This window comes from Microtetraspora sp. AC03309 (assembly GCF_020826795.1).
GTDB lineage: Bacteria > Actinomycetota > Actinomycetes > Streptosporangiales > Streptosporangiaceae > Microtetraspora > Microtetraspora glauca.
The window spans coordinates 88,291-113,593 of sequence record NZ_JADDIL010000001.1 but is presented as its reverse complement, the minus strand read 5'-3'; the positions used below and the strand labels follow the sequence as shown (position 1 = coordinate 113,593).

At 70.5% G+C, this 25,303-nt stretch carries 18 protein-coding genes; 12 read left to right on the top strand and 6 right to left on the bottom strand.

Annotation, left to right across the window (positions count from 1 at the left end):
* Positions 1 to 16 precede the first annotated feature (16 nt).
* The 4 genes from IMZ11_RS00530 to IMZ11_RS00515 are packed head-to-tail and all read right to left on the bottom strand — an operon-like array spanning position 17 to position 6,466.
* Positions 17 to 1,762 (bottom strand): glycosyltransferase family 2 protein, encoded by a 1,746-nt coding sequence (locus tag IMZ11_RS00530; RefSeq protein ID WP_228636729.1) that lies wholly within the window; start codon positions 1,760 to 1,762, stop codon positions 17 to 19.
* A complete protein-coding gene (locus IMZ11_RS00525; protein WP_228636728.1) occupies positions 1,759 to 3,714 on the bottom strand; it encodes a glycosyltransferase family 2 protein in 1,956 nt (651 codons plus the stop codon). Before IMZ11_RS00525 ends, IMZ11_RS00530 begins: the two co-directional genes overlap by 4 nt.
* Entirely contained in the window at positions 3,714 to 5,363 is a 1,650-nt protein-coding gene (locus IMZ11_RS00520; RefSeq protein WP_228636727.1) for a glycosyltransferase family 2 protein, read from the bottom strand. Before IMZ11_RS00520 ends, IMZ11_RS00525 begins: the two co-directional genes overlap by 1 nt.
* On the bottom strand, positions 5,360 to 6,466 hold the full coding sequence (locus IMZ11_RS00515) for a class I SAM-dependent methyltransferase (protein ID WP_228636726.1): 1,107 nt from the start codon (positions 6,464 to 6,466) through the stop codon (positions 5,360 to 5,362). Before IMZ11_RS00515 ends, IMZ11_RS00520 begins: the two co-directional genes overlap by 4 nt.
* Positions 6,467 to 6,756: 290 nt before the next feature.
* On the opposite strand from IMZ11_RS00515, the gene IMZ11_RS00510 reads away from it, so the two are divergent.
* From IMZ11_RS00510 to IMZ11_RS00500, 3 genes are all read left to right on the top strand, one after another.
* A complete protein-coding gene (locus IMZ11_RS00510; protein WP_228636725.1) occupies positions 6,757 to 7,896 on the top strand; it encodes a glycosyltransferase family A protein in 1,140 nt (379 codons plus the stop codon).
* Complete coding sequence (locus IMZ11_RS00505; protein ID WP_228636724.1) at positions 7,893 to 9,887, top strand: glycosyltransferase family 2 protein; 1,995 nt, start codon at positions 7,893 to 7,895, stop codon at positions 9,885 to 9,887. The genes IMZ11_RS00510 and IMZ11_RS00505 overlap by 4 nt, the downstream gene beginning before the upstream one ends.
* 261 nt (positions 9,888 to 10,148) lie before the next feature.
* A complete protein-coding gene (locus tag IMZ11_RS00500) occupies positions 10,149 to 11,180 on the top strand; it encodes a hypothetical protein (RefSeq protein ID WP_228636723.1) in 1,032 nt (343 codons plus the stop codon).
* 57 nt (positions 11,181 to 11,237) lie between these two features.
* On the opposite strand, the gene IMZ11_RS00495 is transcribed toward IMZ11_RS00500, so the two are convergent.
* Positions 11,238 to 12,932 (bottom strand): glycosyltransferase, encoded by a 1,695-nt coding sequence (locus IMZ11_RS00495; RefSeq protein ID WP_228636722.1) that lies wholly within the window; start codon positions 12,930 to 12,932, stop codon positions 11,238 to 11,240.
* 234 nt (positions 12,933 to 13,166) lie between these two features.
* Between IMZ11_RS00495 and thrC the strand changes: the two genes are divergently transcribed.
* The 3 genes from thrC to rho all read left to right on the top strand — a co-directional run bounded on the left by thrC (position 13,167) and on the right by rho (position 17,784).
* Positions 13,167 to 14,225 carry a threonine synthase gene (gene thrC, locus IMZ11_RS00490; RefSeq protein ID WP_061254903.1) on the top strand — a complete coding sequence of 353 codons (1,059 nt, stop codon included), beginning with the start codon at positions 13,167 to 13,169 and terminating at the stop codon, positions 14,223 to 14,225.
* 128 nt (positions 14,226 to 14,353) lie between these two features.
* Entirely contained in the window at positions 14,354 to 15,301 is a 948-nt protein-coding gene (thrB, locus tag IMZ11_RS00485; protein ID WP_228636721.1) for a homoserine kinase, read from the top strand.
* 368 nt (positions 15,302 to 15,669) lie between these two features.
* Positions 15,670 to 17,784: a transcription termination factor Rho gene (gene rho / locus IMZ11_RS00480; protein ID WP_228636720.1), complete on the top strand. Its 2,115-nt coding sequence runs from the start codon at positions 15,670 to 15,672 to the stop codon at positions 17,782 to 17,784.
* Between the two features lie 270 nt (positions 17,785 to 18,054).
* Here rho and IMZ11_RS00475 read toward each other — a convergent pair whose 3' ends face one another.
* Positions 18,055 to 19,098 carry a hypothetical protein gene (locus IMZ11_RS00475; protein ID WP_228636719.1) on the bottom strand — a complete coding sequence of 348 codons (1,044 nt, stop codon included), beginning with the start codon at positions 19,096 to 19,098 and terminating at the stop codon, positions 18,055 to 18,057.
* A 650-nt stretch (positions 19,099 to 19,748) separates the two neighbouring features.
* Between IMZ11_RS00475 and rpmE the strand changes: the two genes are divergently transcribed.
* The 6 genes from rpmE (at position 19,749) to IMZ11_RS00445 (ending at position 25,166) form a co-directional block, all read left to right on the top strand.
* Positions 19,749 to 19,970, top strand: a complete 222-nt coding sequence (gene rpmE, locus IMZ11_RS00470; RefSeq protein WP_061254899.1) for a 50S ribosomal protein L31 — start codon at positions 19,749 to 19,751, stop codon at positions 19,968 to 19,970.
* Between the two features lie 119 nt (positions 19,971 to 20,089).
* On the top strand, positions 20,090 to 21,136 hold the full coding sequence (prfA, locus tag IMZ11_RS00465) for a peptide chain release factor 1 (RefSeq protein WP_061254898.1): 1,047 nt from the start codon (positions 20,090 to 20,092) through the stop codon (positions 21,134 to 21,136).
* Positions 21,137 to 21,144: 8 nt separating this feature from the next.
* Positions 21,145 to 21,999, top strand: coding sequence for a peptide chain release factor N(5)-glutamine methyltransferase (gene prmC, locus IMZ11_RS00460; RefSeq protein ID WP_228636718.1), 855 nt, complete (start codon positions 21,145 to 21,147; stop codon positions 21,997 to 21,999).
* A gap of 31 nt (positions 22,000 to 22,030) precedes the next feature.
* On the top strand, positions 22,031 to 22,678 hold the full coding sequence (locus IMZ11_RS00455) for an L-threonylcarbamoyladenylate synthase (protein WP_228636717.1): 648 nt from the start codon (positions 22,031 to 22,033) through the stop codon (positions 22,676 to 22,678).
* A gap of 107 nt (positions 22,679 to 22,785) precedes the next feature.
* Positions 22,786 to 24,783 carry a hypothetical protein gene (locus IMZ11_RS00450; RefSeq protein ID WP_228636716.1) on the top strand — a complete coding sequence of 666 codons (1,998 nt, stop codon included), beginning with the start codon at positions 22,786 to 22,788 and terminating at the stop codon, positions 24,781 to 24,783.
* The gene (locus IMZ11_RS00445; RefSeq protein WP_228636715.1) at positions 24,780 to 25,166 is read left to right on the top strand and encodes a hypothetical protein; all 387 of its coding nucleotides are present in this window, start codon (positions 24,780 to 24,782) and stop codon (positions 25,164 to 25,166) included. Before IMZ11_RS00450 ends, IMZ11_RS00445 begins: the two co-directional genes overlap by 4 nt.
* The last annotated feature ends 137 nt before the right edge of the window (positions 25,167 to 25,303 follow it).

Below are 25,303 nucleotides of genomic sequence, written 5' to 3'. Positions count from 1 at the left end.
TGCCGGGGGCCGGGTGTCAGCGTGTCGGCGGTTCGTCGCGGTTGCGGAGCAGGTTCTGCGCCTTCCTGGCCGCCCGGCGCAGGATGGTCAGATCCCGCTCGCGCCGTAGCCGTACCGCCTCGACCCGCCACTGCTCCGCCTTGGCCCGCCAGCGCGCGGTGTCCCCCTTGCCCTTCGCGGCTTCCTTCCGCAGCTTGGCGACCTCCTTTTCGAGGGCCGTCAGACGCGACTTCAACCGCCCGCCGTCGATCTTGCGCTGGACGGCCAGGGCCTTCCAGTAGGCGGCCTCGGTGTTGCGGCTACTCCGGGGAAGCCGGGCCGCCGGGTCGAGCCGGGTGAAGCCCCAGGTCTCCCCGTCGAGCCATTCGGACCCGAAGGTCTCGTGGATGAGGTCGTCGAGGTTCTCGCCGTCCTTGACCAGGCGCATCGCCCGCGCGACGGACGCCGTCCGCTCCAGGCGGGCGCACAGTACGCCGTCGGCGTCCTCGTCCAGCGCCACGTACAGCAGCCCGAGGTCACCTTCCTCGGCGTGCTTGACCAGGCGGTCCAGGGTGTCGGCCGCGACGCCCCAGCCGGGCGGGCAGATCAGCCGGAAGGGCGCGGGGGCCGCCGTGGACGGCGCGGACACCGCGAAGCGGACCCGCCCATCGTTCGCGTACCGGCCCTGGACGAGCCGGAGGTCGAGCCGCGGGTCGTCCAGCGGCGCCCGACGTTCGTTCTCCAGGGTGTCCCACGGGCCGGTCAGGGTCACCTGGACGTCGGGGAGGGTGCTGACGAGCGCCGTGTCGACGGTCCCCGACACGCTCTCGTAGCCCGCCGCCGACGCGTCCACGAGCACCTCGACGTACGGCACGAGCCACTGCCGCCCGCCCTCGACGCGGAGGAACCGCCGATAGGGGATGCGGTCCGCGATGAACGGCGAGTTGTACCGCCGGACCTCGTCGCCGCGCAGCATGGCGGTCGGCTTGCCGAGATGCCAGCTCCGGGCGGCCCGGTCGGGCACGAACACGGCCCCGGTCTGGGTGAGCCGGTATCCCAGGTCGGTGTCCTCGGCGAGGACCAGCGACGTGTCCAGCCCGCCCGCCGTACGCAGCAGGTCCGCAGGGAGCGACACCGTCGCCCCGACGTGGATGCGGTGCAGGACCGCGCTGGGGGCCTTCCTGAAGCCGTCGTGCTCGTCGACGAGCTCCTCCCACCAGTCGTGCGCCGCGCTGGACGGCAGGTCGAACAGCGCGTCCTCGTCCCGCGTGTCCACCGCGGCCCGTACGTCCGCGGGGGAGGGCAGCCCGCCGGTCACGTCGGCGAACCGCAGCGTCCCGAGGACGACCAGGTAATCGGCCAGGTGGTGCCACCGCATGTGCGACTCGACATGATCGCGGTAAGGGAGGATGTCCGCGTCGACACGATGGACGACGTCGCCCTCGGCGAGAGCCGTCCCTGTCTGGAGGGCCCAGGCGATGCCCCAGCCACCGGGACGGGCCGGCACGATGCGGGTACGGCTCGGCGCGATCCGCGGCAGCCGCAGCGGGGGGCCGCTGCCGTCGTCGACGGCGATCACTTCGAGAAGGTGGTCCGGGTAGCTCTGCGCCGCCAGCGCCGCCAGCGTGAGATCCAGCTCCTCCTGGCAGTTCCGCGCCGGGATGACCACGCTGACCGACAGGCGGGGCTCCCACGCGCCCGGAGAGGGAACGTCGAGGACCGCGTAGTCGTTGCGCCGGATCCGCGGAGCGGCGGAACCGGTGAACGGGGCCGACGGGGTCATGACGTGCCCTCCGGCGACTCCATGAGGGCGCTCGGCCGGAACCCGCGCCACTGCCGCCTGTTCTTCTGCAGGAAGGTGCCGATCGGCTCGCGCCAGGTGTGCTGGGACGCGGGGCCGCGCCGCAGGACGTAGCCCAGGCCGTGGGTGCGGTAGACCTGCCCGCCCGCGCTCTGCACGGCGTGCTGGAACTGGGTGTCCACCGCGCGGGGGAGCGGGCGGAAGCCGCCGACCGCGTCGAACGCCGTACGTTCGGTGAAGATCGTTCCGCCCGCGATGAAGTTGGTGATCTGCTCGGTGACCTGCTCGCGGTGCACGGTGACGTCGATCGACGACAGGTAGACGAACTCCAGGGCCGTGCCCAGCACGTTCGCGCCGGAGTAGGAGTGCGCGAGCAGCAGATCGGCCAGGAAGTCCGGGCCGTACCAGTCGTCGTCGTCCATCTTGAGCAGGAACGAGCCCGACGCGTGCGCCGCCGCCCGGTTGAGCAGCGCGCCGAACGCGAGCGACGCCTCGCCCTCCACGACCGTGATCGGCCGCTCGAACGCGGCGACGGCCGGGGCCACGTCCGGATGGTCACGCGGGATCCCGTGCAGGGCGAGGATCACCTCCAGGTCCGCGTCCCGCTGGCGGGCCGCCTGGCCGAGCGCGAAGGGCACCATCTCCGGACGGCGGGTGGTCAGCAGCACGGACGTGAGCGGGCGAGGCCGGGCGGGCGTGCCGAGCTGCGCCCATCTGGCCTCGACGCCGTGGTCGCGGAGCGCTCTCCTGCGGAGCCGGATGCTGTGCTCCTCGCGCCGCAGGTCGTCGTCCAGGTCGTCCGGCGTCGCCGCGCGGAGCAGGCCGATGAGCCCGTCACCGAGCGCGCCGGCCCACGGAGGCAGCTCATCGGTGATCATGGGGACGCCCGCGGCGGCCAGCGACGCGACCACGCGTACGGCGGCCAGCGGCCCCGTGTGGCCGTTCCGCCAGTCGAGCCGCAGGCCGCGCAGCTGCCTGAGCCGCGCGACGTCCGTGACGGTGACGCATCCCGAGTCCGCGAAGCGGGTCAGGACCTTCCCGGCGTGCACGACGCTCCACCGGCCGTCGGTCAACTCCAGATGGCCGAGGCCGAGCGTGGGGGTCGTGACGAAACCCATCGGGTTCACCGAACGGTCGTCCACCGGGGGCACCAGCCGCATGTCGTTCACGTCCACGGCCGAGCCCATGGTCAGGCTCACCGCTCCTCCCGGCTCCCCGAGGCGTTCCCAGCTCAGCTCGCCAGGCGCGGGGAGGTCCACGGGGATCTCGTCCCCTGACCAGTCGGGAAGGCCGTCCGCGAGGGACGTGCGCAGCACGAGATCCCCTCCCGGCGCGCCGACGCGGATGGGCAGCGGGCCGCCCGGCGCCACCAGGGACGCGTTCGGGTCCCCGGGCCGCCAGTGCGCGGCGCCCGGCCCGGTCAGCGCCGCCACGGGCGCCGCGATGCCGTCGACGCGGTTGCCCGCGAACGCGCGGGCGGCCGCGGCGACGGTACGGCCGGCGGGCGTCGCGGCGGAGAACCGGACGTCGACCGCCCAGGCGCCGCTCGCCGGCCGGTACACGCGCAACTCCGCGAGCGTGCGCCAGCGGTGGGCCGGAGTGAGTGACGGCGCGGGCGCCGGATACCAGTGCGGGGTCTCGGCCGTGACCACGACGACCCGCTCGGCGCGGGGCAGCAGCGCGTGCATGGTGGCCGCGCGGCGCAGGTCCGTGGGGGTGCGCGCCAACACGAGCACCTCCGTCACCTGGTCGTCCGGTGACGGCGCGCCGCCGATGACGCCGGTGTCATCGCTGCCCATGTCGCCGTCGAGGTCGACGAGGTGACGTACGCCGTCGGCGGCGAGCTTCTCCGGCGACTCGACGCCCGCGCAGTACACGGCGATCCGCTTGCCGGGGCCGCGCCCAAGGGCCTCCCCGATGATCCGCTCGAACATCACCGCCGCCTGAACTCGCGAAGAAGCCTGCCCCTGCGCGGCGGATCGCCCGCGGCACCGGCCGTGCCGGCGGTGCGGTCGCGCCGGAGTTCGGCCTCCAGCCTGGCCACCTCCGCCCGCAGTTTCGTGGCCTCGGACCGCCACTTGTTCGCGCTCGCCCGCCACTTCGCCGGGTCGCCGCCCACCGGTTCCGCCTGGTCGTCGGGGACGACGCCGTATTCGGCCGCCGCCACCCAGATGGACCCGTACATCTCGTCCACCAGCGTGTCCAGGGACGCGGCGCCATCCGGCCCGCCCTCGGCCACCAGCGTGTTCAGAGACGCGGCGCCACCCGGCTCGCCCTCGGCCACCAGCGCGGCCCGCGCGAACGCGGCGGTCCGTTCCAGCCTGAGCGCCGTGACGCCCGCCGGGGTCTCCTCCAGGGCCACCGACACCAGCCCGTACCCGTCGCGCTGGGCCAGCTCGACGAGCCGGGCGAGGGAGTCGGGGCCGAGAACCCACCCGGCGGGGAAGATCACCCGGAACGGCGTCGGCGCGCAGCTCCGCGCCGCCGCCTCGGCGAAGCGCACCCTCGGCTCGTGCGCGTACAGGTTGTACGCCAGCCGCGTGTCGAGCATCGGCTCGTCGAGCGACGCGCGCCGCCCGGAGGGCAACCGGTTCCACGGCCCGAGGAGCACCACCGAGGTGTCCGCCACGGTCCCCGCCAGCGCGGCGTCCACGCTCGCCCGGACCCGCTCGTACGACGCGCCGTACGCGTCGATCACCATCTCGGCGTACGGCACCGCCCACTGGCGGCGGGGGTGGCGGCGCAGCCACCGCAGGTCGGGGATCAGATCGCCGAGGAACGACCAGTTGTGCCGGTGGACGTCCTCCTCGCGCCGCATGACGGTGGACGTGCCGAGATGCCAGGCCCGCGCCTCGGAGTCGGGGACGAACACGGCGCCGGACTGCGCGAGCCGGTACCCGAGGTCGGTGTCCTCGGCCATGTTCAGCGACGTGTCGACACCGCCCGCCGCCTTCAGCAGCCGGGCCGGGACCGACGTGGTCGCCCCCGAATGCAGTCGGTACGCCCCGCTGACCTCGTCGCGCAACTCCCGGGTCTTCTGGAGCACCTCGGTGGTCCAGTGGTGCTCTCTCGCCTCCTCGAAGGCCGCCGTCCCTTCGTACTCCGCGGCGAAGACGGCCTCGGGCGAGGGAGCGGGCACGTCGTCGGCGACGAAACGGACCCTGCCATGGACCACGACGTAGCTCGCCAGGTGGTGCCATCGCATGTGCGCCTCGACGTGGTCGCGCGCCAGGATCATGTCGGAGTCGACCCAGTGGACGACGTCGCCGGTCGCGGCCGCCGCGCCGATCTGCCTGGCCCAGCCGCGCCCCCAGCACCCGTCGGGTACGCGGACGATCCGGGTGGCCTCCGGGGCGATGGAGGGGACGCGGAGCGCGGGACTGCTGCCGTCGTCGGCGATCACGACGTCCATCAGGTGACGCGGGTAGGTCTGCGCGGCCAGCCCGGCGAGCGTCCGGTCCAGCGCCTCCTGGCACTCGTACGCGGGGATGACGACGCTGACCGACAGCCGGGGCTCCCAGCGGCCCGGCGCGGGCGGTCGCAGTCGGCCGTAGTCGTTGTGCCGGATACGCGGAACGGTCATGGCGCGGCGAGCGTGAGGGTCACGAGACCCTTCTCGGCCCTGTGGTCGGCGGCGTGGTCGGCGGCTTCCAGCGGGAACTCCTCCAGCCACCGCCTGATCACCGCCCGTTCGTCGGACCGCGCGGCGTCGTCGACGAGGATGTGGACGTCCTTGGCGCACCGCTCCAGCAGCGCGGGGACCGCCGGATAGCGTGCCTGTGGCCCGGTCGCCGTGGGAGGCCCGTCGACCAGGAGCAGCCCGATCCCGTCGAGGTCCCGAGTGGCCTCCTCGTCGTACCAGTCCCAGGACTCGTCCCCGCGGCGCCAGGGGCGGAGCGGGGCGTGCCGTACCTCGACGATGTGGCTCAGCCCGTGCGCCCGCACGAGGTCGCGGGAGAGGGCCAGATAGCGCTCGTCATGCTCCAGCGAGACGACCCTGCCCCGTCCGAAACGTTCCACGGCGTACCCGAGCCAGACGCTCGACGAGCCGCTGCCGCACTCGACGATGAGCCCGGGCCGGTGCTCGCAGACGTGCGTCACGAGCCGTCGCATGATGTCGGGAGAGGCCGCCCACCCTCTCAGCTCGGGCATGGGCGCCCTGGGCTCGATCAGCGACCGGAGATCGACGAACGCCTCGATCTGGCGGTAGTCCTGCTTGAGCTCCCTGGTCAGAGCCGACTGGACACCGTCGAGGCGGGTGTCCACCAGCGCCCCGAGGTCCCTGATGGCCCCCTCGATCTCCTGGCGGACCAGCATCGTGTTGACGCGGTCCTCCCCGAGCGAGGCGAGGATCGCGCGCAGGTCCTCCTCACGCCGCGAGCCGTGCGCCTCGGTCGCCTCCGCGACCTGGTCCAGCCTCCCGGCGACGCGGGTCAGCGCGTCCGTGACCTTGGTGAGGACGACCTCCTGGCGCTTGACCCGGCCGTCGATCCGGAGGGCCTTGCCGTCGAGCCGCCGTACGGCGACGGTGACGAGGAGTATCAGGCCGAGCGCGCAGGTGAGGAGGCCGAGCGTCAGCCCGGCCAGCAGTTCGAGGACCTCCAACAGGATCAGCGCGGTCAACGCCGTCAGCGTCAACGCACCGACCGCCGCGGCGGCCACGACGAGCCGACGGGTGGTGGGCATGCGGGTGTCTACCTCCGTGGTACGCCGCCATAGCTCGTCTGCGAGCGCCGGACCATGCCCCTCGGATCCGCTTCCCCCTCGCGGCGAATCCAGCGGGATCGCCGCCCCGTGAGGCAGATCCGCGGAACAGTGCCCGATTGATCTACGGGACTGTTGTGGTCACAACTTTAGTGGAATTCTTTGATGCCGAGCGTACGGAATCATCCGATCTTCGGCGAATACGTATGTTCTAGCGGTGCTTTGTAGGTAAATCATGGGTGATACCTGAAAGTTTGCTGATAGGACGGTCCATGACGAGCCCTCAGGGGTTCCTGAGCTGCGCAGACGCCGAATTGGCGGCCGCCACCTGGGACGGGAGTCGGTGGCTCATCGCCGGAACTCCCTTTCCCGACGGCCCGATCGGAGAGGCCGTGACGCGGCTGCGCGGGTTCAGGGGCGTCCGCGTCTCCTGGCCGGAACGCGCCCCGCACGGCGGCGAGGCCGACCTCTCCGGCGCCGCCCGCGCCGAGCCGTATGACATCGGATCCCTTGACGCCGTGACGCGGCTCGCGGCGGCGGGCGTGCCGCTGCACGCGGAGGCGGTGCCGGGGTGGCTCGCCGCCGAGGACCCCGCGCTGGCCGGACTGCTCACCTCGTCCGGCTGGCTGGAACCGGAAACCGACACCGCCGGTGTCTCCGTCGCCGACCTCCGCCGGGAGGAGCACAGCGTACGGCTCCGCCGCCACGCCCTCGCCGCGAACCGTAGGACGGGGACGGTCAGCGTGATCCTGGCCAGCAGGAGGCCGTCGATGGCGGCGTGGGCCCTGGCCCAGATCGCCGGGCAGCGGCACGTGGACGTCGAGGTCGTCTTCGCCGCCCACGGCTACCCCGCCGATGTCGTACGGCGGGCGGCCCAGGGTCTGTCCTTCCCCGTCGAGGTGATCGAGGCGGACGGAGGGGTCGTGTTCGGAGACGTGCTCAACGAGGCGGCCCGCCGCGCGAGCGGAGACTTCCTCGCCAAATGGGACGACGACGACTGGTACGGCCCCGAGCATCTCGCCGACCTGCTGCTCGCCCGGTCCTATTCGGGCGCGGACATCGTCGGTACGACGGCCGAATTCTTCTACCTCGAACCGTTGAACCTCACTGTCAGGCGCACCGACTACAAGAGCGAGGTCTGGCACCGGCACGTCGCGGGCGGCACCATCCTGCTCGACCGCGCCGCCTTCACCGGGTTCCCGCCCGTGCCGCGCGCGGTCGACGAGGGGATGCTCAAGGCAGCCGAGGCCGCGGGCGCCCGCATCTACCGGACGCACGGCCTCGGCTACATGCTCAGGCGGTCGACGGCGGCCCAGCACACCTGGCGGCTGCCGCTCGCGCACTTCCTGAAGGTCGCGACCAACCAATGGCGGGGCCGCACGCCCAGCCGCATCCTGGAGCGGGCCCATTGATCGACGAGAGTGCCGGTACGGGGGCCCGCCCCCGGATCAGAGGGAACGACTACTCGATCCTCACGCCCCCCGAGCTGGGGTCCTGGACGCCGCGGCTGCGGGTGAGCGTCGTCATCCCCGCCTACGGCGGGCAGGACAAGCTCGACCTCGTGCTGGCCGGGCTCGCCGTCCAGACCTATCCCGCGGAGCTCACCGAGGTCGTGGTCGTGGACAACGGCAGCACCCCGGCGCTGCGCCTTCCCGAGCTGAGACCCGCAGGCACCCGCCTGATCAGGTGCGAGACGCCCGGCCGGGCGGACGCCAGGAACGCGGGACTGGCCGCGTCCGGCGGCGACGTCGTCCACTGGCTGGACTCCGACGTCGTGCTGGAGCGGGACGCCGTCGAGGCGCAGATGCGCTGGCACCACCTCGCCCCCTACCTCTCCGTGACGGGATACCTGCGGTTCACCACGGTGCCGCCGCCCCGCCCCGCCGACATCGCGGCCGCCGACGGGCTGGCCGCGATCTTCGAACCCGCCGATCCGCACGGCTGGATCGTCGACCTCGTGGAGCGCACGGGTGGACTGCGTGACGCGCGCCGCGCGTACAGCCTGCATGTCGGGGGATCGACCTCCGTCAGCCGGCGGCTGATCGAGATGGCCGGCCCGATGGACACCGACCTGATGCTCGGCCAGGACACCGAGATGGGATACCGGCTGGCCCAGGCGGGCGCGGTGTTCATCCCGGAACCGCGGTCCCGGGCCTACCACCTCGGCCCGACGATGCGGATGCGGAACATGGACCCGGTCACCCGGGTCAGCCACGCCTTCGTCGCCGACCGTGTCGCGCAGTACCGCTGGCTCCGTTCCCACCCGTCACGGCAGTGGCTCGTGCCGTACGTCGAGGTGGTGGTGGACGGCGGGAACGCCACCTACGAGGACGTTCGGGCCACGGTGGACACCGCGCTCGCGGGCACCGTCCCCGACGTGGCGGTGGTCGTGACCGGAGTGCCCGAGCCGGAGGTGCGGGAACGGCGGGCGCCGTTGACCGATCCGTGCCTCGACCGCACGCTCGTCCGCGGCCACTACGCCCACGAGGCGCGCGTACGGTTCACCGAGTCGGGGGCTCCGGCGCCGTTCCGGTTGCGCGTCCCCGCCGGGTGGGCACTCGGAGAGGACTCCCTGGCGCGGCTACTCGACGTCATGGAGGAGCGGGCGCTCGGCCTGGTCAGCGTCCTCCTGGCAGAGGAAGGCGCCGGTCCGGAGCCTGACCGAGAGGAAGAGGGCGGCACGGCCGAGCCCGGCACAACGGTTCCCCGCGCGAGAAACTCAGACGACGGCGTTTCAGGGGCGCGGGTTCCAGCTGCCCAGGTCGCCGGTGCGGACGTTGTCGGTGCGCAGGTTGTGAGTTCGCGTGGCTCCGGCGCGGTGACGGTGGCGCGGTTGGAGCGCACGGCGGCGTTCAGCCGGGCGGCCTTCCTCGTGGACCCCGCCCAGAACGTCGCCCACGCTGCCGCGCGGGACGTCATGCACGACGATGCCCACGGTGCCCACGGTGCCCACGGTGCCCACGGTGCCCACGATGCCCACGATGCCCATGGTGCCCACGGTGCCCACGGTGCCGCCCACCGCATCCCGGACGTCTCCGCTGTCGCCGTGTCGGCGGAGGCGACGTCGCAGGAGGCGCTGGACGACGCCGTGGCGGACACGTTCGGCGCGGTGTGGCTCGACGGACGCCCTCTCGGCATCCTCCCGGCGGAGGAGGCGCCCGCTCCCGTCGGCAGGCGCAGCGCCTACCGGGCCCGGGTGGAGGCGGAGGCCGAGGTGGCCAAGCTCACCAAGGAGGTCGAGCGGTTACGCGGCCAGGTCGGGAAATGGCGCGACGAAGCGGCCAAATGGCGGAAATCCGCAGTGGAACTGCGCCGCGAGGTCGGCTCCCTGCGCAAGGAGATCGGCTCGCTTCGCCGGAAACGGAGCATCAAGGCCATCGTCCGCCGCGTGATCTATCGATAGCTCCTGTGAGAGCCCGCGTGGCGAGGTGAGAGCCCGCGCGGCAAGGCGGCGAGAACCCATGAGGCAGGGGAGAGCCTCTCCCGGCGCTTTCCGGCGGCCGTCATGCGCGGTCGCCGGTGTTCTGTACGGCCTTGACGGGTGAAAACGGCGGCGGCCGAACCCGGAAAGCGGCCGGGGCGGTGGAGAAGGGAAGTCCGTCGATGTGAAGCACAACTTTTCGCGTCCGCGTCGTATCTGATCGGATAGCGAGAGGAATATCCGATGAGTCGCAACTGCTCTGTGCGCGGTATCGCCGCGCTGTTTCTGACCGTCACCACCGTCACCACCGCCTCCGGCGCGATCACTCCCCAGGCGCAGGCGTACACGGGAGTCCCGTCGGCCCCGGACACCGTCCGGTATGCCCGGCTCACGGAATGCCCCGAGAAGCCCGGCACGGGCACAGCCTCCTGCGACACATGGATGCTGGTCATGCGCAGCGGCAAGGCCATCAAACTGATCAAGGGAAATACGGGCGAGACGACGTTGCTCGGGATCAGCGCCGACGGCCGTGTCGCGCACTACGTCAAGGACGGCAGGCTTGTGGTCCACGACGTCGGCAGTGGCCGGATCCGTCCGTTGCCGGGCACGGCCGCCACCGCGCCCAGGGGCCTGACCCTGGACGACGTCGGCACCACGCTGTCTCCCGACGGTTCGATCGTCGAGGTCACCTACCTTGATGGCGGCGACGAGGACAAGGCCGTCATGCTCCCGAGCGTGGTCGCCAACGTCGAGACCGGCAAGGTGTTCCCGGTCTCCGAAAGCGACTCGGTGCTGAGCTTCAGCCCTGGTGGCGAACACGTACTCGTCGATCGGAGCATCGGTACCGACACCGGTCCCACGACGTTCGCCGTCCTCGATGCCGACGGCCGCACGACAGCGAGCCGGATCGTGCCGAAGGCGGTGTCCGACGCCTATCCGGTCGCCCTGGCCGCCGACGGCAGGACGGTGGTACTGATCGCCACCGTCGGGTCGGACGTGTGGCGTCTGCGCACCTATGACCTGGCGTCCGGCACCCTCGCCAAGGGAATCCGCCTCGGAGTCTTCCCGAAGGAGAAAGCGCAGAGCCTGTTCTGGGATTCCACCGGCGCACTCACGTTCTGGAGCGTCCGCGCGGACAAGGGAGGTCGGCTGGGTGCGGTGAAGCGGACCGTCGACATCCGGACCGGCGCCATGCGCGCAGTGGACTCCTTCGGGTTCACGAAGGGCTCGTGGTGGGAGCTCCCGGGCGGGGCGTCGATGCCGGTGGGTCACTGATCGTTCAAGCCGCGTATCCGCACGATCATGGCGCCCCGTACGCCGGAGAGGGCGGCGTCAGAGGTAGCGGCTTCGGAGAGCCGTGCGCACCCGCTGGATCCAGGAACGCTCCCGACGGGCTCCTCCAGGTGTCCACGCCTGGGTGAGCCCGGTCATCGCGGACCGCGTCTCCGCCGACAACGCCGTGCCCGCCCGCGGCTCGGACCCTGATCCAGGCCGTGACTCAGGCTGTGAGCCAGGCCGTGACTCTGCGGGCTGTGATCCTCCGGTCTCGGAGGGAGACGCCGCCGACGATCGGCCGTCGAGCGGACGGCCCTCACCGGATGGAGCCTGCGAAGGGGCAGGTGTGACGGCGGGTCGTCCCGCGGGCGAGGGCCAGAAGTCCCCGGCCGGGCTGTGCCGTACGCCGTGGGTCTGGTGGATGACGTCCGCGAGCGGCTCGCCGGGTGCGGCCAGCAGGCGGGCCCGGCCGACGGCTTCGGTACGTTCCAGAGTCGCGGTGCGACCGTCGGGGAAATCGACCACGAGCAGGCCGAGCCGTTCGTCGAGCAGCGCCTTGACCATCCGCTCCAGCGTCGCCGGTGCCGGTGGCACGTCCACGGGACCCGAGTAGCGGAACGGCACGGGCGCCGCGCTCGGCGTCACGTCCTCGGCCAGCCGTACGCGCGGGTCGTCGTGGAATCCCTCCCGAATCATGCGCAACTCGAAGCCCGGGGCCTCCAGCACGGAATGGCGTCCGGTGGGCAGCGCGGACCACGGCGCGACCAGCGTGACCGCGACGTCGGGCAGCGTCCCGTCCAGCGCCGCGTTCACCGCCGCGCGTGTCTTCCGCTCGCCGGCCTCGGCCACGCGCAGGACCACCTCGACGTACGGCACCCGCCAGCGCCGGCCCCGCTCCTTGCGCAGGTCACGGCGCAGCGGCACGCGATGGGCCAGGTAGGGCTCGACGGCCCGGACGGTCGCTCCGCGGTCGCGCCGCTGCGCGGGCAGGCCGAGATGGACGGCCCGCGCCTCGAGGTCCGGCACGAAGACCGCCCCCGCCTGGGCCAGCCGGTATCCCAGCTCCGTGTCCTCGCCCCGCTGGACCTCCTGATCGAATCCACCTATCTCGCGAAAAAGCGTGCGATAGAGGGAAAGGGTGGGGCCGGTGCAGACGTGGTAGGGATTCTTGCTGCTCCGTAGGCCGTCCAGGCGGAGGATGGTCATCTCCGTCGTGCTGGGAATCGCCTTGTCGGGGTCGAAGAGCCGCTTCAGCGTGCCCCCGGCGACGGCCTGGTGGACCTCCGCGGCGGTGACGGGAGGCTCCTCGATGAACCGCTTGGCGCCGATCGTGACCAGATAGTCGGTCAGGTGGTGCCAGCGCAGCAGCGCCTCCAGGTGCTCGCGATGGACGACCATGTCGGCGTCCAGGCGCTGCACGACCGTCCCTTCCGTCGCGGCGACGCCGGTGTTGAAGGCGCGCCCCGGGCCCCAGCCGTCCGTGGTGGCGATCATCCGGGTGTTCTCCGGGCGGATCTCCGGTAATCGCAGGGGCGGCGAGCTGCCGTCGTCGACGATGACGACCTCTGTCAGATGGGCCGGATAGGTCTGCGCCGCGAGGGAGGCGAGGGCGAGGTCGAGCCGGTGCTGGCCACCGTGCGCCGGGATGATCACGCTGACCGGCAGCTCGGGACGCCACCGGCCGATCGGCGCGGGGGTCAGGGGAGAATAGTCGTTGTGCCGAATCCTCGGCCGGGTCTCGTCGCCCGTCACGACCCCCTCCTCGCTTGTCACTGGTCGAGTCAAGTTAGGGATCGACCCTAGCGAAGCTGACTTGTAGTTCGCTGATAGCTGGAACATTCACTAATCCCGGTATCTCGTCAGCATGTCCATAAATCTGTCCATAAGCTGGACAGCGGATCCCGCAGGTAGAGCGGTTGGCCGTAAACTCGATGGCTGATACCGCAGGTGGGCCCGTGTGACGGAGCCCGCGTAGAAGGAGCGATCATGACCAGGGCTTGGCGTGGCCTCATCGAGGAGTACCGTGACCGGCTTCCGGTGACCACTACGACGCCCGTGGTCACCCTGCTCGAAGGCGGCACGCCGCTCGTGCCCGCCAGGCGCGTCTCCGAGCTGACCGGCTGCGACGTCTATCTCAAGGTCGAGGGACTCAACCCGACCGGCAGCTTCAAGGACCGTGGCATGACCATGGCCATCAGCAAGGCCGTGGAGGACGGCGCCCAGGCGGTGATCTGCGCCTCCACGGGAAACACCAGCGCCTCCGCCGCCGCCTACGCCGTACGCGCCGGGCTGACCTGCGCGGTGCTCGTCCCGCGCGGCAAGATCGCCATGGGCAAGCTGGCCCAGGCGCTCGTCCACGGGGCCCGGCTGCTCCAGGTCGAGGGCTCGTTCGACGACTGCCTCGAGATGACCAGGAAGCTCGCCGAGAACTACCCCATCGCGCTGGTCAACTCGGTCAACCCGTACCGCCTGCAGGGCCAGAAGACGGCCGCGTTCGAGATCGTCGACACTCTCGGCGACGCGCCCGACGTCCACTGCATCCCCGTCGGCAACGCCGGCAACATCTCGGCGTACTGGATGGGCTACAAGGAGTACGCCGCGGACGGCATCGCGACCAGGACGCCGCGGATGCTCGGCTTCCAGGCGAGCGGCGCCGCGCCCATCGTCGGCGGCGCGCCGGTGACCCACCCGCACACCATCGCGACCGCGATCAGGATCGGCAACCCCGCCTCCTGGAAGCTCGCCGAGGCCGCGCGGGACGAGTCCGGCGGCGACATCCAGGCGGTGACCGACCGCCAGATCGCCTCGGCGTACAAGCTGCTCGCGCAGAGCGAGGGCGTCTTCGTCGAACTCGCGTCGGCGGCGAGCGTCGCGGGCCTGCTGCAGGCCCACGAGCAGGGGCTGCTCACCCCGGGCCAGCGCGTCGTCTGCACGGTGACCGGCAACGGCCTCAAGGACCCCGACTGGGCGATCTCCGGCGCTCCCGCTCCGGTGACGATCCCCGTCGACGCCTACGCCGCGGCCACCGCGCTCGAACTCGCCTGACTCCGCGCGACCACCGGAACGGCGCCGGCTCTCCGGCCCGCGCCGTTCCCCGTCGCGCACCCGGTGCCGGTACGGCCGCCCGGCCGGCGCCGATCCCGTCCTGATCATGTAGTGGATTCTGGTGATGAATGACCGCTAGCAACAGCGTCCTCGTCCGGGTTCCGGCGACGAGCGCCAACCTCGGGCCCGGATTCGACACCCTCGGCATCGCGCTCGACCTGTACGACGAGGTCGAGGCCGCGCTCACCGGCGACGGCGTGACCATCGAGGTCGAGGGCCAGGGCGAGGGAGAGCTGGACGCGGGCGAGGGCCATCTGATCATCAGGACCATGCGGGCCACGTTCGACCGCATCGGCGTCCCGCAGCCCGCCGGCATCGCGCTCCGCTGCCGCAACCGCATCCCGCACGCGCGCGGGCTCGGCTCGTCCTCCGCCGCCATCTGCGCCGGCATCCTCGCCGCGCGTGCGCTCGCACCCGCCGTCGCCGGTACGGCCGGAGCCCCGGCGGAGCCGCCGACCATGTCGGACGACGAGGCGTTCGAGCTGGCCACGGAGCTGGAAGGCCATCCGGACAACGTGGCGCCGTGCCTCGCGGGCGGGCTGACCATCGCGTGGACCGAGCAGTCCGGCACAGCACATATGGTGAAGCTCGCCCCGCACGGCGACATCCGGCCGGTCGTGTTGATCCCGGCCTTCCGGTTGTCGACGGAGGAGGCGCGCGGACTCCTGCCGAAGGACGTCCCGCACGCCGACGCCGCCGTCAACGCGGGGCGGGCGGCGCTGCTCATCGCGGCGCTGACCCGGATGCCGGAATCCGGCCTGCTTCTCGCCGCCACCGAAGACCGCCTCCACCAGGACTATCGCGCGCCCGCCATGCCGCGGACCGCCGACCTGGTACGACGGCTGCGCGCCGCGGGAGTTCCCGCGGTCGTCTCGGGAGCGGGTCCGACGGTCCTTGCGTTTTCCACATCGGACACCGAGGATTTGATCGCACCAGAAGTGGGTACGGACTGGCTCATCCAGCCGTTGAACGTCGACCTGAATGGTGCGGGCGTTCAGTTTCCCGAGACACGCTGATGCCTCTTCGACCTCCAGGGAATAGCTGTGTGCGCTGGTGATGTTAGGCTGATAGCCGCACCAGGTGCCCCCGTGTTGGGTGCGTGCTTGTCATTCGCACATCGCTGCACTTCGCTCCGCGTCCTTCGACGCGGGCAGGGCGATTTTCCCGAAACCGTTTCCTCCCGTTGCCCCGTTCGGCGTGACGAGAGGTGGGGTTCTCGGAGGCATGCGCGTTCGAACCACTTCGACATCTGGCAGCTCGCGAGTCCGGAGCGTCATCAACACCTGAGATTCGCGAAGCCCGACCCGGTCTGTCCCGCCGGGTCGCACCACCGGGACACCAGGACGCACGAGTCCGGTGCCCGACCCCTGGGAAGGACCCTTAGTTGAGCGACACCACCGAACTCCTCTCCGACGGCCAGGCCGCCGGCGACACCCCCACCACTGCTCCGGCTCGACCGCGTCGTCGCTCCGGCACCGGCCTGGCCGGCATGGTGCTGCCCGAGCTGCAGGCCATGGCCACCGGTCTCGGCATCAGCGGGATCGGGCGGATGCGCAAGAGCCAGCTCATCGCGGCCATCCAGGAGAAGCAGGGAGTGACGGGAGAGGCGCAGGCGGAGCCGAAGCCGGCCGCCGAGGCGCCGGTCGCCGTCGCGGAACGCCCCGCTCGTGGCCGCAGGGAACGTTCCCGCGCCGCCGCCGCGCCCGCCGAGCCCGTCGCACCCGCCGCTCCCGTTGTGGAGACCCGCGAGGAGCAGCCCGCCGTCGAGCGCGTGGACAGCGCTCCCGCCGCCGCTCCCGCCACCAACTCGACCGGCGCCTCCGCCGGAGCCGACGTCCTCGCCACCACCGAGCCCCAGGGCGACGCCCAGGGTGAGACCCGTGGCGACGCCCGTGGCGAGCGGTCCGACCGCCGTGAGCGGCGCGGCCGCGGTGACCGGCGCGAGCGCTCCGGCGACCGCGACCGCTCGGGCGAGCGTTCCGGCGACCGCGACAGCCGTACGGACCAGCGGGCCGCGGACGCGGGCGATGGTCAGTCGCGTGGCCGCGACCAGCAGGGCCGCGACGGACGTGATGGCCGCGACGGCCGGGGCGACAGCCGCGACAGCCGCGACAGCCGTGGTGACCGTGGTGAGAGCCGTGGTGACCGTGGTGAGAGCCGTGGTGACCGTGGTGAGAGCCGTGGCGACCGTGGTGACCGTGGTGACAGCCGCGGTGACCGTGGTGACAGCCGTGGCGACCGTGGTGACAGCCGCGGCGGCGACCAGGGCGACGACGCTCGTGGGCGTCGCGGCCGGTTCCGCGAGCGCAACCGCCGTGGCCGCGACCGCTTCGACAGCAACGAGCCCGTGATCAGCGAGGACGACGTCCTCATCCCGATCGCCGGCATCCTGGACATCCTCGACAACTACGCGTTCGTGCGCACCAGCGGCTACCTGCCCGGCTCGAACGACGTGTACGTGTCGCTGGCGCAGATCCGCCGCAACGGCCTGCGCAAGGGCGACGTCGTCACCGGCGCCGTCCGGCAGCCGCGCGAGGGCGAGCGGCGCGAGAAGTTCAACGCGCTCGTCCGCCTCGACACGGTCAACGGCATGGAGCCGGAGCAGGCCCGTCAGCGGCCCGACTTCAACAAGCTCACGCCGCTCTACCCGCAGGAGCGCCTGCGTCTGGAGACCGAGCCGAACGTCCTCACCACGCGGATCATCGACCTGGTCTCGCCGATCGGCAAGGGCCAGCGTGGTCTGATCGTCTCACCGCCGAAGGCCGGTAAGACGATGGTGCTGCAGTCGATCGCCAACGCGATCACGCGCAACAACCCCGAGTGCCACCTGATGGTCGTCCTCGTCGACGAGCGTCCGGAAGAGGTCACCGACATGCAGCGGTCGGTCAAGGGCGAGGTCATCCACTCGACCTTCGACCGTCCCGCCGAGGACCACACCACGGTCGCCGAGCTCGCCATCGAGCGGGCCAAGCGTCTGGTGGAGCTCGGCCACGACGTCGTCGTGCTGCTGGACTCGATCACCCGTCTGGGCCGCGCCTACAACCTGGCCGCGCCCGCGTCGGGCCGCATCCTGTCCGGTGGTGTGGACTCCACCGCGCTGTACCCGCCGAAGCGCTTCTTCGGCGCCGCCCGCAACATCGAGAACGGCGGCTCCCTGACGATCCTCGCCACGGCGCTGGTCGAGACCGGCTCCAAGATGGACGAGGTCATCTTCGAGGAGTTCAAGGGCACCGGAAACATGGAGCTCAAGCTCAACCGGTCCCTCGCCGACAAGCGGATCTTCCCCGCGGTGGACGTCGACGCGTCCGGCACCCGCAAGGAGGAGATCCTCATGTCGAAGGACGAGCTCCAGATCGTCTGGAAGCTGCGGCGCGTGCTCCACGCCCTCGACATGCAGCAGGCTCTCGAACTCCTCCTGGAGAAGATGCGGGAGACCAAGTCCAACGCCGAGTTCCTGCTCCAGGTGCAGAAGACGACGGTCAGCAACGACCGCGACTGAGTTCCTGTACGGCGAAACGCCCCGGGTGGTTCACCACCCGGGGCGTTTCCCTGCGCGCGCCCGGTACGGACGGCGCCGCGCCCGACGTCTCGCGTACGGGCGGGGCATGCGGGTCTGTCGCGGTTGTGGGGACGCGTCAGGACACGCGCGGACATCCCGGCCGCCGGACATGAAAAAGGCCCGCACGGTGCGTTCCGTGCGGGCCCTTCCTGGTGCTGTACGAATTGCGCCAGGGGTTGGTGACGCGAGACGTGCAGGAACCCCTGGGTGTTACTTGACCGTCACCAGCTTGTAGTTGGAGTAGGAGCCGTAGGTCTTGCTGGTACCCGTGGCCGCCAGACGCCAGTAGCCGGTGTACTTCGGCTTGACGGTCTTGGAGAACTTACCGGTCGAGGTGGAGCCGACGTAGCCGACGAACGACCACTTCGAGGAGCCCTTCTTCTTGAAGTAGAGCTTCATGATCTTCTTGCCCCAGCCGGCGGAGCCGCGGTAGGCCTTGCCGTACAGCTTGACGGTCTTGCCCTTCTTCACCTTGGACGGCGAGACGGACAGCTTGACCTTCGACTTGGCCTTCGACGAGCCGCTCTTCGAGACCTCGAAGCCCTTGACGAAGCTGTAGGTCTTCGAACCACGGGTGACCGTGATCTTCAGCTGCCAGGCGCCGGACGAGGTGCTGTAGTCGAAGGCGGCCGAGTCGTGGTACGACTTGCCGTCCGACTCCATGCCGGTGCCGAGCGAGTAGTAGTCGTCGTAGCTCTTGCTCTCGAGCCGGACGTCGGTGACCTTCTCGTCACCGGCCTTCTCCAGCTCGAACGCCACGAAGACGTCGACTTCCGAACCCGACTTCAGCTTGACGGGGTTCGGAGAGACGCTCGCCCCGTTGACACGGGTCGCGGCCTTGACGTCGAGGGCGATCGAGTCCTTCCACGCCGCATTGTCAGTCGGAGCAGACGTCACGCTGTCGTCCGTCTGAGCAACCTGGAGTTGCCATTTGTCCCCTGGCTTGTCGCTGGAAGAGACGGAGATCGAGCCCGTCATCTTGACAGCACCGGTGGGAATCGGGTTGGCGGTGGACTTGGTCAGCTGGGTGACGTCGCCCGTCTTCCATACCACCGGGTTGGCCGAGGAATCAGTGGTGTACCTGGCCCAGACCTTGTACTTCACCTCGCCCTTTTTGGCGTCTGTGGTGTCGTAAGGGTCGTCGATGGTGAAGCTGAAGCCGATCTTGTCGCTACCGGTCGGCGGGATGAACAGGTCGCCGGTGGATGCGAGTGCCTTGATGTCGCCGGCCGCTCGAAGGGCAACAGCGGACACGGCGTTTGCGGGGGAGGCTACGGTGATGGCCGCACCGGTAGCGAAGAGTGCTGCCCCCGTTGCGGCCGCTACTGCAAGCCGCAGGCTCTTCCTCATGGATACCCCTTACATTGGTAAAATTGAGGGAAAAGTCGGGTTTGAACACCGGAGCCTAGTGGGGCCTGTGTGACTCGTCCACCCGGATGGAGAAGTAGCTCCCCATTTACCGGACGCTTTCCGCGATGTTCCGGATTGTTGTGTTATGTGCTGTGAGCTGGGAAGTCGGTCGTTGATCCACATCCCCGGACGGCCTGTCGCGGCATTCCGGGAAGGGCATGAGAAACCGATCTTCAGTCGCCAAGAGTGGCATAGGACACATCCGTCCCCTCGGGGTACGGGCCCGGCATTCCGGCGACAGCCGAGGCCGTGTGACGAGACGAGAAGGGTGGCCCGCGCAGTGCGCCGAGGCGCTTCGGGCCGGCACGCGGATACGCCGGGAATAGGCGGCGGCCTTGAGGGGTTTCTCGATCTGGCACACTGGTAGCCGAACCGCAGCGGTACCGGTTCCCGCGCGCGCGTCCCGAGTGTGCCCGACGCGCGTAAGCCTGCACGGGCGATCCTGCACGGTGAACAAGCGACCCGGCGACCGCGCCTAGCGTTAGGACTGAACAATGAAGGCCGAGATTCACCCGGACTACGTCGTCACCCAGGTGACCTGCACCTGCGGGAACAGCTTCACCACCCGCAGCACCGCCAAGAACGGTGTCATCCACGCCGACGTCTGCTCCGCCTGCCACCCGTTCTACACGGGCAAGCAGAAGATCCTCGACACGGGCGGCCGGGTGGCGCGCTTCGAGGCGCGCTTCGGGAAGAAGGCCCAGAAGAGCCAGTAGCTCTGCACGGACGCCGGCTCGGACGCGCCTCTGTCGAATTCGACCGAGGCGTGCCCGGGTCGGCGTTCTTCGTGATGGAGGCCATGTCCCGATAGCCGCCCCAAGGAAAGGAGCGCGCGGTGAATCTCGACGAGATCATCAGTGAGTACGCGGATCTGGAGTTGAAGCTCGCCGATCCCTCCGTGCACGCCGACCAGGCGAAGGCGCGGACGTACGGCAAGCGCTACGCGACGCTCACCCCCATCGTCACGACGTACCGCGAGCTTGAGGGCGTCCGTGAGGACCTCGCGGCGGCGCGGGAACTGGCGGCCGAAGACGCGGCGTTCGCCGATGAGGCGTCGGAGCTGGAAGGCCGCATCCCGGGCCTGGAGGAGCGGCTGACGCACCTCCTCGTCCCGCGCGACCCGAACGACGACAAGGACATCATCATGGAGATCAAGGCGGGTGAGGGCGGCCAGGAGTCGGCCCTGTTCGCCGGCGACCTCCTCCGGATGTACCTGCGATACGCCGAGCGCGCCGGATACAAGACCGAGATCATCGACTCCCAGCACTCCGATCTCGGCGGCTACAAGGACGTCACGGTCGCGATCAAGGGCAAGGAGGGCGTCTGGGCCCGCCTCAAGTTCGAGGGCGGCGTCCACCGCGTCCAGCGCGTCCCGGTGACCGAGTCCCAGGGCCGCATCCACACCTCGGCGGCCGGCGTGCTCGTCTATCCCGAGGCCGAGGACGTGGACGTCCAGATCGACCCGAACGACCTGCGGATCGACGTGTTCCGGTCGAGCGGTCCCGGAGGGCAGAGCGTCAACACGACCGACTCCGCCGTCCGGATCACCCACCTCCCGACGGGTGTGGTCGTCTCCTGCCAGAACGAGAAGAGCCAGCTCCAGAACAAGGAGTCGGCGATGCGCATCCTGCGGGCCCGGCTGCTCGCGATGGCCCAGGAAGAGGCCGAGGCGGCGGCCATGGCCGAGCGGAAATCCCAGGTGCGTACGGTCGACCGTTCCGAGCGGGTCCGCACGTACAACTTCCCTGAGAATCGCATTTCCGACCATCGGGTGGGCTTCAAGGCCTATAACCTCGACCAAGTCCTGGACGGGGATCTGGACGCGGTGATACAGGCATTGCTCGACGCCGAACTGGCGGAAAAGCTCGCTGCCCATTCGTAAGTGGACCCATGACCTTCCTGCTTGACGAGATCGCACTCGCCACCGCCCGGCTCGCCGAGGCGGGCGTGCCGTCACCGCGTACCGACGCCGAGGAGATCGCGGCCTTTGTGCACGGCGTGTCGCGCGGCAAGCTGCACACCGTCAAGGACGCGGACTTCGACGCCCTCTTCTGGGAGGGCATCGCGCGCAGGGAGGCCCGTGAGCCGCTGCAGCACATCACCGGCCGGGCCTACTTCCGCTATCTCTCCCTCGAAGTGGGTCCGGGAGTGTTCGTGCCGCGCCCGGAGACCGAGGTCGTGGCCGGTTGGGCGATCGACAGGCTGCGCGAGATGGACGTCGCGTCCCCCGTCGTGGTCGACCTCGGCACCGGATCCGGCGCCATCGCGCTGTCGATCGCCCAGGAGGTGGCCCTCGCCCAGGTGCACGCCGTCGAGATCGACCCCGTGGCGTACGGCTGGGCCAGGCGGAACATCCTGGAGCACGGCCAGGGCAGGACCATGCTCCATCCGGAGGACCTCACCGACTGCCTGCGGGAGCTGAACGGCAAGGTCGATCTGGTGATCTCCAATCCGCCGTACATCCCGCCGGGGGCCATCCCGCGCGACCCCGAGGTCCGTGACTACGACCCCTCCCGCGCCCTGTACGGTTCGGGAGAGGACGGCCTGGACGAGGTCAGAGCGGTCGAGCGCACGGCACGGCGGCTGCTGCGGCCGGGCGGGTTCGTCGCCGTGGAGCACGCCGACCAGCAGGGAAACCCGGTGTACTGGCTGTTCTCCGAGGACAACGGCTGGCGTGACGTGCGGCTGCGGCAGGACCTCACGGGACGGGACCGCTTCGTCACCGCGCGCCTCGGGCAGGACTGAGAGCCGTGCCGTACGTGGAAGGATGGGACGCATGAGCAGGCGCTATGACTGCGCGAACCAGGGTGAGCGCACCTCTGGGCTGATCGACGCCGCGTCGGTCGTACGGCGAGGCGAACTGGTGGTCCTGCCGACGGACACGGTCTACGGCATCGGCGCCGACGCCTTCACCCCCTCGGCGGTGGCCGCGCTGCTTGAGGCCAAGGGACGCGGCCGTGACATGCCGGTCCCCGTGCTCGTCGGCACCGTACGCGCGGCGACCGCGCTGGTGGAGGACCTCGGCCCCTACGGTCAGGACCTGGTGGACGCCTTCTGGCCCGGTCCGCTGACGCTGATCTGCCGGGCCAACCGCTCGTTGTCGTGGGATCTCGGCGACACCAAGGGAACCGTCGCCGTCCGGATGCCGCTGCACGCGGTGGCGCTGGACCTGCTCAAGGACACGGGTCCCATGGCGGTGTCGAGCGCCAACCGCTCCGGCGCCGCGCCCGCGACGACCGCGGAGGAGGCCGAGGCGCAGCTCGGCGAGTCCGTCGCCGTCTACCTCGACGGTGGCAAGTGCGCCGACGACGTGCCCTCCACGATCGTGGACCTGACCAGCGCGGTGCCCCGGGTGCTGCGCAAGGGCGCGATCCCCGCTGACAAATTGCGGGGCGTCGTCAGTTACATCGCCACCGGCGACTGACTCAAGGCCAGCAAACCGGGTCAATCATGCCGTCTGGCTATCAAGGCCATGTCGGACTAACGTCACGGTTACGGTAAGTGCGCCGATGTCTTCGTGGAGGCGTGCCCATGGCCAAGCTGGACGGGATGGATCCGAAGCTGGTACGCGAACTGCTCGCCCACGTCGGGCAGGCCGCGAAGCAGATGGACGCCATCGATGCCCAGGTCACCCGGCTCACCCGCGCGGCAGGCGTCGCCGTACAGACGACGCACCGGCCCGCCCAGGTTGCGGACGCCTGCGGGACCATGGTGAAGGACGTGACCTCCCGCCTCGTCCTCCTGGAGAAGAAGGAGAAGCAGTCGGCCGGGGCGAGTAAGCCCCCGTCGTCGTCGCCCTCCGGTGGTGAGCGCGACACCACGAAGCCGGCCGACGACCCGGCGAAGGACGACAAGCCCAAGGAATCGCATTCGGGCAAGGGCGCGCACGGCACGACCGACGACGCGGACCAGAAAGCGGACCAGAAGAAGGCCAAGTCCTCGGACCAGGGCGGAGCCAAGGGCTCCGGCGATGAGCGCGACACCACGAGACCGGCCGACGACCCGGCGAAGGACGACAAGCCCAAGGCGTCCGGTGGCAAGGCGTCCGGTGACGGAACGAACGTCAAGGAGACGGACGGCAGGGGCGGCGCGGACAACCCCGGCAAGGACGGCGAGAAGTCCAAGGACCACACGCCGAAGACCAGCGGTTCCTCCGGCGACGACAAGGGGTCCGGAGGCAAGCCCGTCGACGAGCCCGTCCGGGTGGACGTGGCGTCCAATGATCTCCACCGGGACACCTCCGCGGGGACGACGCCGAAGTCGGCGGTCGACAACCCGCATCCGGACGCGGTCTACGACACATGGAACGGCGCCGAGGGAAGCCAGATCTCCACCGACACCTCAACCGGCACATCCGGCAGCACGCCTGGCGGCTCAGATGGCACATCCGGCAGCACGCCCGGCGGCGTGTCCGGTGGTGCTTCTGGTGGTGCTTCCGGTGGTGCCGTCAACGGAACGACCACCGTTTCAACGGGGACGGCGTCCACCGGCACGACCGATGGTGCGTCTACGGTCGCGTCCACCGGTACGACCGGCGGAGCCACAGGTGGTGTGAGCACGGCCTCCTACGGTGGGACGGCGGCGGCCACGGGTCCGGTGCCTTCCGGTGACCTGTCCGGTGCGGCAAGCGGCTCGGCCTCTGTCGCGCCAGGTGACGCGTGGGGGAGTTCGATCGTCGGCACGACCGGCGACGCCACGTCGGGTGCTGCGACGGGTGCCGTATCGACTGGTGACGCCACGTCGGGTGCTGGTGGTGGTGGGGGGCATGTGTCGGCAGGTGGTGTGTCGGGCGGTTCGGTTGCTGGGGTGGCTGGAGACGTTACGGGTGGTGCCTCCACCGGGTCGACTGCGGCCGGTGCTGCGGCGGGTGTCGCAACGACTGGTGACGCCACGTCAGGTACTGCGACGGGTCCCGTAACGACTGGTGACGCCACGACCGGCGCTGGTGCGACGGGCGCTGGTGGCGGTCAGGTGACCTCGGGGGCGGGCAACCCGGGCCTTCCGACGGACGATTCCCAGATCATCGACACCCCTCGGAAGGATCATCCCGACGACATAGACCAGACGGTCGGGCGTCAGGTGATCGTGGTGGACGGTGTGAAGGTCGTCTCCACTCCGATGAACCACGTCGGCGACGTGTCCCTCACTTCGGTGGACGGAAGCGCGGTGCAGGTGCAGCCCACCACCGGGCATGCCGCAACGGGTACCACGGGCGCCGGTACCGCGGGAACGTCCGGGGCATCGGCGGGCATCGGAGGAACGGGTGGGACCGCGGCTCAAGGCGCGTCCAGTACGGCGCCCGGACCGCATCCTGACGGACCGCCGGGATTCGTCGAACCGTTGGAGCCGATCAAGCAGACCGTACGCCAGGAAGGGCTCGCTCCCGGAGATCCTCTCGGCGACTACGTGGGAACGGCGGAGGACAACGTCACGGAGGATCCGTTCGCCACGGGTGGCGGAGACGCCGTACCCGGCACGCCGGAGTCCGTGCGCGCGGCGAGTGCCGACACCAGTGGAGGCAAGACGTGATCTATGGGGATCCGCCCGCGCCGGTTCCGCTCCAGCCGGGCGAGACGCCGCCGGCACCGTCGAGCACCGACCTGCTGACACCGGGCGGGCAGCAGACGACGTGGGTGTTCAACCCCGAGTACCAGCGGCTCGTCGATCTCTGGCTCCAGGTCCTGCCGATGATGGAGCAGCTCACCCGGTCCCTCGACAAGCCGTACGAGATGGCGCGGAGCAACGACGTCTGGGACGCTCCGGTGGCGAAACGCTACGTGGACGATGTGGGGGAGTGGCGCAACCGCCTGGCGATGTACCGCCAGGCCGTGCTGACCGCGATCAGCGACCAGGCGGCCGACACGCCACGGTGGATACCGGGCGGTGTCAAAACGCCGCGCGCGTTCTCCTGATACGGCCCCAGGTCAGAACCGCCCTGGACGCACCCATCGCACATCCGCGGATCGGATTCGGGGGATCGTTCCGGAAACTCCGCGGGCCGCTTTGAGGTGCGGACCGTACTGCGCGTGCCCGCGCGTGGCCGCCGTCC